Below are 3,831 nucleotides of genomic sequence, written 5' to 3' on the forward strand. Positions count from 1 at the left end.
AGGTATTTCCCGTCGTGTATTAACCCAGCAACTAAGACAAATGGAGCAAGACGGACTTGTTAACCGAGAGGTTTTTGCTCAAGTGCCACCCCGCGTAGACTACTCATTAACGCCTCTAGGTGAAAGTTTAATGCCGATTGTTGAGGCAATGTGCGAGTGGGCGCATACCCATCGAGACGAACTACCTCAGCAATAAAAGAGTGTTTCTTAAATTCAGTAGACCGAAAACTTTTCCAGAAGCCTTATCAGTCCTTCATTTCACGTTGGGAACGCCATCTGCCGAAATCAGCTTTCAAGCACCTTTGTTCCAGATGGATAAATAGAGCGATCGCCTGTGGTCGTGACGGAAAGCTCAAAAGCATCGCTTGAAACTTTGTCCTTCCAAAGTAAACTTTTTGCCTTGTTGTTTCTTTTGAGTGAACCACCTACTTTATGTAGGTTTTCCATGAGATGAAACCAATCGAGTATTTCGCGGCGTTCAATAGGGGGAGTAAATTCACGGATAATATTCCAAATTCCGTCATGTCCATCTCCAATACAAGTAAGTATAGGAGCCATGATTTGGTTATTGACCCAATTGACTACAAAATTATTTTCTTGGAATGAGGCTGCGATCGCAGCCAAGTTGTGCAGACGTACAGCTTTATAACCTTTCCAGTCACTTTCTTTGTCCAATTGGTGTACGAATACGAATATTTCCACCATCTACACTCAACTCTTTGACTGTTGACTGTGATAAAGGTAATTCAAAATTTTGACGGTGTACAAGTCGCTGCTGAACACTTTTCGATACTTCAACCCCAGTCAAATATTTAACATCGTACGCTTCATCTAGGGCTACTTCTTCTACTACATCGGTGTAGCGTTTGAATATCTCGTGAATTTGGGCAGACACTTCTCAGTAAATATCAAATCTTGGAGGAACGAAGATAAGTCTGGGGCATTTGGCGATCGCTAATCACCAAAGGCATTGAAAGACGGATAATACTGAGGTTGTCTGCATTAAGGGTGACGACTATTAGAACGACTACCAAGCCATCGACCGCCAACTGTGACCTTAAGATTTATACTTTGTTTTTACAGGCAAGAAATAGCTGCAAGAATTTTAGGATAACTAGGTGATACTAGGGCAGTTGAACTACTAATTAACGCATTACGAAATGAATATTGGTTAACTCGACATTGGGCAGCAGTATCTTTAGGAAACCTCAAGGATAAGCGAGCAGTAAAATTTTTAATTCAGGCATTACAAGATGAGCATAAAGAAGTACGAAATATGGCAAGACGAGCATTAGATAAACTTGACAGTAAGGTTTGAAATTGCTTTATCTATTCTGTCTGTGATCGCTACTCATCCCACTTAACCAGCACCCCATCCACACAAACAATTCCCTACTGTGGAAACTTCGCCAACAGCTTTTTGATCACAATCGGCAAAGCAGGGTCATAATTCAATCTGACTTTTCACGGCATCTGAAAAACGCCATTTTGAGCCACTGGCATTTAAAAAATAAAGTCTTTTTGATATGACCCCAGGAGAAAGAAATCAACAACGCCGGGAATCTTTAAATCGGTGGTTGGGGAAATAATATCAAATTCGATTGATTAGTTATAATTTTTGGAACTTTGCAAAACAGTAAAAACTTTTCTCCTATAGATACTCCCTAGCGATCGCCCCAATTCTTAGAGGAAACCCCAATCACTTCTAAACCGTATAAACATCTAGCATTTATGGCTACTCTAATTCCCTCATTTAGTCTAGGAATGAAATATGCCATATTAACAGCCAAGCATCATAATGGTTTTGCCTTATTCCATACCCAAGAATCAGACTTTTCAATTGCATCTGCACCTTACAAAAAAGATATTGTACGTGAATATATCGAAGCGATGCGCTCTGTAGGATTGCGTATTGGTCTTTATTTTTCGCTTAGTGACTGGCATCATCCTGACTATCCAGCTTTTACAGAGGCAGATAAACCTTATCGCTTTGACCAACTACCTCAACCGACAGCGCAACAGTGGGAGCGATATATCCAATTTATGTTCAATCAGATACGAGAATTATTGACCAACTATGGTGAAATTGATATCATTTGGTTTGACGGAAGTTGGGAACGCACTCCAGAGCAATGGCAGGCTCAAGAATTAGCAAAAATGATTCGTGATTTACAACCGAATATTCTCATTAATGATCGTCTTCCGAATTGTGGAGACTTTGAAACTCCTGAGCAGTTTATTCCTCCTCACCCACCTGCTCATCCTTGGGAAACCTGTCTGACTATTAACTCAAGTTGGGGATACAATTCAGATGATCGCAACTTCAAATCCTCTCGTCAATTGATTCATACAATGTGCGAAGTAGCTGGCATTGGAGGCAACCTCTTACTCAATGTTAGTCCAATGGGTAATGGACAAATCCCTCCTGAGCAGTTAGAGCGTCTCAAAGGTATAGCAGATTGGATGGGGAGCCACTCTGAAAGTATACTTGATACAACCCCAGGATTAGAACCGTGGCAATTTTATGGCCCCTCGACTCGTAAGGGCGTTCGCGCTTCGCGTGCCGGAGGCGATCGCATTTATCTACACCTACTAATGAAACCTTACGAGACAATATCAGTTAGAGGTATACCAATAAAACGAGTCAAATCGGTGTTTGTTCTTGCTGACGGCACGCCCCTAACGTACACAAGTCGCTGTGCAATTATGGATTCTATTCTTAATCCCAATCCGTTAGGAGAATTAACAATTGATGTACCTGAATCAGTAATTAATCCATACGTTACAGTGATTTGTATTGATATTGATTCTTAAATAATTAAGGTAACGCTCTCGGCGATCGCAATTTTAAATGGGCGACTCATGAGTATGTCAACTTACCAAGTTTGCTTCTCCTCATTATATGCAGCTTCATTTTAAATTGGTATCACGTCCTTTAGCGACTTCAATTTTGACAGCAGTATTGTGAGGTAGGTTGCTAGCAGTATACTGATAGGCTTCATCTAACTGTTAAAGGGGAGCAACGCGATTTTGTGAGGTCGGACAAAAAAGGTACGAACGCTAAAATATATATTTAAGTAGAAAGTTATTTTAATAGCATAGAAGGCACTGAAAATGCACGATAATTAATCCATCTAAGATATCTCAAAAGGATTGCTAGCATCTAATTTGATGATATTAAGCTTAATTACTTAGTATTGATCGCAAATAAAAATTTTAAAAGGAGAGAATTTAAGTATAAAATTTTTAAGCACTGCTAGGTTTAAGGAAAGAATTAAAAATAGAGCCTACATATTTGTGCCAACTTTTAGCAATCCATTGGTATCGCAGATGTAACATTATCTCTGCATTATTTTGAAGCCAAAACTTACTATTTCCTTTCATGCGTAAGTTAACAGCCTGACGAATTAAACTTTCAACTGCACTACTATCAAGTGGTAGCTGATAGGTGACAATTAAAGGATAGTTTAATAGCCGCCTGCGATAGGCTTTTAAAATATAATTTCGCTCTCTTACCAAAATTTTACAACGCTCTCCCGTTGTCTGGGAAATAAATTCACCCATGTTTCTCATTAAATCTAGAGCTTGGCCTTTTTTTAAAGCTTTACGAGCTTTTTTAAACAATAATCACTAGCTTTGAAAAAGTAGGAGTTCATTTTTATGTTTCTAAACTATCAGTAACTATCTCAAACCCTTATAACTGCGTTTTCGCAAAAATATCAAAGTTTTGTCTCAAAGCTTTGAACACTTTGGCTTTGGAGTTTTCGGACAAGTCTAAAGTAGGAAAAGTAGGAAAAGTATGATCTTTTATATAAACCCTTGATTATGCTG

At 39.0% G+C, this 3,831-nt stretch carries 4 protein-coding genes and 2 pseudogenes; 3 read left to right on the top strand and 3 right to left on the bottom strand.

From position 1 onward, the window contains the following. On the top strand, nucleotides 1-196 hold a 196-nt coding region (locus ACFE90_RS36985), incomplete at its 5' end, for a winged helix-turn-helix transcriptional regulator (protein WP_375507209.1). Nucleotides 197-369: 173 nt separating this feature from the next. Here the strand turns inward: ACFE90_RS36985 and ACFE90_RS36990 are convergent. Then, a pseudogene (locus ACFE90_RS36990) lies at nucleotides 370-826 on the bottom strand (ISKra4 family transposase); the annotation flags it as partial. Nucleotides 827-908: 82 nt separating this feature from the next. Then, on the bottom strand, nucleotides 909-1,049 hold the full coding sequence (locus ACFE90_RS36995) for a hypothetical protein (protein WP_375507210.1): 141 nt from the start codon (nucleotides 1,047-1,049) through the stop codon (nucleotides 909-911). A 95-nt stretch (nucleotides 1,050-1,144) separates the two neighbouring features. On the opposite strand from ACFE90_RS36995, the gene ACFE90_RS37000 reads away from it, so the two are divergent. Together ACFE90_RS37000 and ACFE90_RS37005 are read left to right on the top strand one after the other, a co-directional pair. After that, the gene (locus ACFE90_RS37000; RefSeq protein ID WP_375507212.1) at nucleotides 1,145-1,318 is read left to right on the top strand and encodes a HEAT repeat domain-containing protein; all 174 of its coding nucleotides are present in this window, start codon (nucleotides 1,145-1,147) and stop codon (nucleotides 1,316-1,318) included. A 413-nt stretch (nucleotides 1,319-1,731) separates the two neighbouring features. Beyond that, nucleotides 1,732-2,814 (top strand): alpha-L-fucosidase, encoded by a 1,083-nt coding sequence (locus ACFE90_RS37005; RefSeq protein ID WP_375507211.1) that lies wholly within the window; start codon nucleotides 1,732-1,734, stop codon nucleotides 2,812-2,814. 432 nt (nucleotides 2,815-3,246) lie between these two features. Here ACFE90_RS37005 and ACFE90_RS37010 read toward each other — a convergent pair. Further along, a pseudogene (locus ACFE90_RS37010) lies at nucleotides 3,247-3,621 on the bottom strand (ISLre2 family transposase); the annotation flags it as partial. Between the last annotated feature and the right edge of the window lie 210 nt (nucleotides 3,622-3,831).

The sequence above is a fragment of the uncultured Nostoc sp. genome, assembly GCF_964245445.1.
GTDB lineage: Bacteria > Cyanobacteriota > Cyanobacteriia > Cyanobacteriales > Nostocaceae > Nostoc.

Excerpts from the sequence above, each read along its gene's own strand:
- ACFE90_RS37005 (WP_375507211.1), top strand. The coding sequence starts at position 1,732 with ATGGCTACTCTAATTCCCTCATTTAGTCTAGGAATGAAATATGCCATA.